Genomic DNA, 4,606 nt, shown 5'->3' with positions numbered 1-4,606 from the left:
GCGGCGCCGGCCTATTCCTTCGTCGTGCTGCTGATCCTGCTGCCGCTGCGCTTCGTCGGCATCGAGGGCTGGGGCGGGGCTGGGCGCCGGCTGGATGATGATGGCGCTGTGCGGCCCGATGCTGGTGGTGCCGATGCTGGCGGCGCTGCTGACCCGCTGGGTCTCCGCCGGCGCCCTGTGCGGCGCCGGGCTGCTGGTGGCGGCCGCCGGGCTGGTCTGGCTGGCCCGGGTGCCGCCGGGCCTTCCCGGCGCCGCGATGGTGCCGGCGCTGCTGGTGATCGGCCTCGGCATCAGCCTGCCCTGGGGGCTGATGGACGCGCTGGCGGTCAGCGTGGTGCCGAAGGAACGCGCGGGCATGGCCGCGGGCATCTTCAGCACCACCCGGGTGGCGGGGGAAGGTATCGCACTCGCCGTGGTCGGCGCCATCCTGGCCGGGCTGTCCCGATCGGGGCTGGGGACGGCGCTGGGCCCGGCGGATCCGGCCATGCTGACCCTGGCCTCGCAGCGCCTGGCGATGGGCGACCTGGCGCAGGCCGCGGCGGCGCTGCCGCAGGCCGGACCGGCGCTGCTGGTCCGGGCCTATGGCGACGCCTTCCACGGCCTCTGCTTCGTGCTGGCCGCGATCACTGTGGTCACCGCCGCCGTGGTGTTCGGCTTCCTGTCCCGCCCGGCCCGGGCCGAACCGGCGCTGCAGCCGGCCGAGGCGGCGGAGTAAGACCCCTCAGAGACCGTTTGGAAATGCGCTGGCGTGAGTCGGCTGGCGGTGGCGTCGAGAGCGCACATGGGTGCGTGAGCACCGGAAGCGGAGACGGCGCCGTCAGACGGCCGCGCCAGTAGCATTTGCAGACGGTCTCTCAATGCGGTGGGTGGATCGAGAGGATGTAGAGGGCGTGGATGATGCCGGGGATCCAGCCCAGGATCGTCAGGATGATGTTCAGCCGCAGCTCGTCCCCCGCGCCGATGTCGAGATAGACGGCCAGCGGCGGGCACAGGAAGGCAAGGATGTACAGGAGCGTGGTCAATGACCGGCCTCGGTTGTTGATCCCGCCTTTGCCTAGCGCCCCCGGCCGGCCGGGACAATGTCGGGTGCGTAACGATTTGTTGCCGTCTGTTTCGCGATGCCGTCCTGGCACGGCGCTTGCTGACCCGGAACCCCGGACGGCGCGGCGGTCGCGCCGGTTTGAATGGGGCACGGGATGTCGTTGCGGAACTGGGGAATGGGGCTGCTCTGCGGCCTGGCGGTCGTGATGGGGCTGGCCGGGGCGGTGCGGCCGGCGGCGGCCGAGACGCTGGACGACGTGCTGGCGACCAAGGTGATCCGCATCGCCGTGCCGCAGGATTTCCCGCCCTTCGGCTCGGCCGGGCCCGACCTGCAGCCGCAGGGCTACGACATCGACATGGCCAGGCTGATTGCTCAGGATTTGGGCGTGGCGGTCGAGCTGGTGCCCGTGACCAGTGCAAACCGGCTGCCCTATCTGCAGACCCACAAGGTCGACCTGATCATCTCCAGCCTCGGCCGGAATGCCGAGCGCGAGAAGGTGATCGACTTCACCAGCGCCTATGCGCCGTTCTATTCCGGCGTGTTCGGCCCGGCCGATTCGACCGTGGCCAAGGCGGAGGACCTGGCGGGCAAGACCGTCGGCGTCACTCGCGGCGCGCTGGAGGACCTGGCGATCTCGAAGGTCGCCCCGGCCGATGCCGACATCGAGCGGTTCGAGGACAACAACACCACCATCGCCGCCTTCCTGTCCGGCCAGACCGAGCTGATCGCCACCGGCAATGTCGTCGCCGCCGCGATCCTGGCGCGCGACCCGGCGGTGCGGCCGGAGCCGAAATTCATCCTCAGCCAGTCGCCCTGCTTCATCGGCCTGAACAAAAGCGAGCCGAAGCTGCTGGCCAGGGTCAACGCCATCATCGCCGCGGCGAAGCAGGACGGGCGGCTGGACGCGATCAGCAAGAAGTGGCTCGGCGCGGCGCTGCCGGGCGATTTGCCGGTCTGAGCCGAGCTTGACCTTCCGCTTCGCCGACCTGCTCGGCTATGGCGGGCTGATCCTGCAGGGGATCGGCCTGACCGTCCTGCTCACGCTCATCGCCGTCGCCGGCGGGCTGGCGCTGGGCGTGCTCGGCGCCCTCGGCCGCCGCTCGCGCAGCCCGGCGGTGCGGTTCGTGGTCGGCGCCTATGTCGAGCTGATCCGCAACACGCCCTTCATCATCCAGCTGTTCTTCGTGTTCTTCGGCCTGCCGCGGCTGGGGGTGAAGCTCGGCAGCGTCGAGGCGGCGCTGCTGGCGATGATCGTCAATCTCGGCGGCTACGCCACCGAGATCGTGCGCGCCGGCCTCGACGGCGTCGGCCGCGGGCTGTGGGAGGCCGGGGCCAGCCTGGGCCTGTCGCGCTGGCGCACCTTCCGGCTGGTGGTGCTGATCCCGGCACTGGAGAAGGTGTATCCCTCCCTCACCGGCCAGTTCGTCATCATCATGCTCGGCTCCTCGGTGGTGTCGCAGATCGCGGTGCGCGACCTGACCTTCGCCGGCAGCTTCATCCAGTCCCGCACCTTCCTCAGCTTCGAGACCTATCTCGTGGTCGGGGCGATCTACCTGGTCCTCGCCGTCGTCCTGCGCCGGCTGTCGGACCGGGTCGGCCGCCGCCTGTTCCGCCACCGGCAGGCCGCGGCATGACCGGCTTCACCACCTGGGACATTCTGCGCAACCTGCTGCTGGCGGCGCGCTGGACCATCGCCTTGAGCCTGATCGCCTTTCTCGGCGGCTTCCTGCTCGGCGCCGGCCTGCTGCTGCTGCGCCTGTCCGGCCGGCGCTGGGCGCGGCGCGCCACCGGGCTGTACGTCCAGCTGTTCCAGGGCACGCCGCTCCTGATCCAGCTGTTCCTGTGCTTCTTCGGCCTGGCGCTGGTCGGGCTCGACCTGCCGCCGCTCGCCGCCGCCGCGGTGGCGCTGACCCTCTACGCCGCCGCCTTCCTGTCCGAGATCTGGCGCGGCGCGGTCGAAAGCGTGCCGCGCGGCCAGTGGGAGGCGGCACGGGCCCTGGCCCTGACCTGGCCGCAGCAGCTGCGCCTGGTGATCCTGCCGCAGGCGCTGCGCGTCGCCATCGCGCCCACCGTCGGCTTCCTGGTGCAGGTGGTGAAGGGCACGGCCCTGGCCTCGGTGATCGGCTTCGTCGAGCTGACCAAGGCCGGCACCATCATCGTCAACGCCACCTTCGACTCCGCCCGCACCTACGGCTTCGTCGCGCTGTTCTACTTCGCCCTGTGCTACCCGATCGCGCTGGCCGCGACGGCGCTGGAACGGCGCCTGGCCCGCGGCGTGCGCTAGGCTGGGATCGAGACCCACCTCCGACGCGATGGAGCGACCCTTGCCTCTTCCCGATCTGAAGCATGCCGTCGCCGCGGCGGCCCTGGCCGCCTTCGCCGCCGCTCCCGCAACGGCGCAGACGCCGCCGCGGCCGGTCAAGGTGCTGATCATCTCGATGTTCGGGCCGGAGGCGAAGCCCTGGATCGAGCAGCTTCGCCTGGACCAGGAGATCGCGGTGCCGGGCCTCTCGCCCGACTATCCCGCCGTGCACTGCAACGCCGACGGCGTGTGCCAGATGACGACCGGCATGGGCCACGCCAATGCCGCGGCCTCGACCATGGCGCTGCTGTGGAGCCGGCAGTTCGACCTGACCCGCGCCTATGTGCTGATCGCCGGCATCGCCGGGATCGATCCGGCCAAGGGCACGCTCGGCACCGCCGCCTGGGCCCGCTACCTGGTGGATTTCGGCATCCAGCACGAGATCGACGCGCGCGAGATGCCGCCGGGCTGGAGCAGCGGCTATCTCGGCATCGGGGCGAAGGACCCGGCGGGGAAGCCGCCGCTCAACTACCGCACCGAGGTGTTCCGGCTGAACGAGGACCTGCTGCAGGCCGTCCTGGCCCTGAGCCAGGATGCGAAGCTGGCCGACGGCGAGGCCGCGGCCGCCTATCGCGCCCGCTATCCGGAAGCCCCGGCCAACCAGCCGCCGAAGGTCGTGCAATGCGACACGCTGGCCGGCGACACCTACTGGCACGGCGCCCGGATCGGCGAGCGGGCGGAGGAGTGGGTGGCGCTCCTGACCGACGGCAAGGGCAGCTACTGCACGACGCAGCAGGAGGACAACGCCACTTTCGAGGCGCTGCGGCGCGGCGAGGAGGCCGGGCTGGTCGACACCGGCCGGGTCGCGGTACTGCGCACCGCCTCCAACTTCGACCGGCCCCATCCCGGCCAGACTGCGGCGGACTCGCTGCAGGCCAAGTCCGGCGGCTTCCCGATCGCGATCGCCAACCTCACCGCCGCAGGCGCGCCCTTCGTCCAGTCCGTGGTCAGAGACTGGGCGGCCTGGCAGTCCGGGATTCCCGTCGCGGCCAGGTGATCCCCGTCCGCCCGTCCGAGGACCATTGCCACCGGCCGCACGGCGCGACAGCATGCGCGCAGGGGGATGGGAGGGACGGATGCGCTGGTTCCGGGGCCTGTTGATCGCGGTGCTGGTCCTGCTCGGCGCGCCGGGCCGGGCGCAGCAGGCGCCGCCCGCGTCGGCGGACCAGCCCCCGCCGGCCTCCGTCCAGCAGCTGCTCGAC

6 protein-coding genes are annotated in these 4,606 nt (G+C 71.5%); 5 read left to right on the top strand and 1 reads right to left on the bottom strand.

The window, feature by feature from the left end:
* Positions 1 to 94 precede the first annotated feature (94 nt).
* Positions 95 to 715: an MFS transporter gene (locus tag P409_RS27285; protein WP_052121459.1), complete on the top strand. Its 621-nt coding sequence runs from the start codon at positions 95 to 97 to the stop codon at positions 713 to 715.
* A 139-nt stretch (positions 716 to 854) separates the two neighbouring features.
* Here P409_RS27285 and P409_RS37390 read toward each other — a convergent pair whose 3' ends face one another.
* A complete protein-coding gene (locus P409_RS37390) occupies positions 855 to 1,022 on the bottom strand; it encodes a YqaE/Pmp3 family membrane protein (RefSeq protein WP_081991824.1) in 168 nt (55 codons plus the stop codon).
* Positions 1,023 to 1,217: 195 nt separating this feature from the next.
* Between P409_RS37390 and P409_RS27280 the strand changes: the two genes are divergently transcribed.
* The 4 genes from P409_RS27280 to P409_RS27265 are packed head-to-tail and all read left to right on the top strand — an operon-like array spanning position 1,218 to position 4,401.
* Complete coding sequence (locus tag P409_RS27280) at positions 1,218 to 2,000, top strand: transporter substrate-binding domain-containing protein (protein ID WP_034845808.1); 783 nt, start codon at positions 1,218 to 1,220, stop codon at positions 1,998 to 2,000.
* A gap of 7 nt (positions 2,001 to 2,007) precedes the next feature.
* Entirely contained in the window at positions 2,008 to 2,676 is a 669-nt protein-coding gene (locus P409_RS27275; RefSeq protein WP_034845805.1) for an amino acid ABC transporter permease, read from the top strand.
* The gene (locus P409_RS27270) at positions 2,673 to 3,326 is read left to right on the top strand and encodes an amino acid ABC transporter permease (protein WP_034845803.1); all 654 of its coding nucleotides are present in this window, start codon (positions 2,673 to 2,675) and stop codon (positions 3,324 to 3,326) included. Before P409_RS27275 ends, P409_RS27270 begins: the two co-directional genes overlap by 4 nt.
* Before the next feature lie 40 nt (positions 3,327 to 3,366).
* A complete protein-coding gene (locus tag P409_RS27265) occupies positions 3,367 to 4,401 on the top strand; it encodes a purine-nucleoside phosphorylase (protein ID WP_034845800.1) in 1,035 nt (344 codons plus the stop codon).
* The last annotated feature ends 205 nt before the right edge of the window (positions 4,402 to 4,606 follow it).

The sequence above is a fragment of the Inquilinus limosus MP06 genome, assembly GCF_000767795.1.
Classification (GTDB): Bacteria; Pseudomonadota; Alphaproteobacteria; order DSM-16000; family Inquilinaceae; genus Inquilinus; species Inquilinus limosus_E.
Note: the sequence above shows the minus strand (reverse complement) of the source record. Positions and strands in the feature narration are given on the sequence as shown.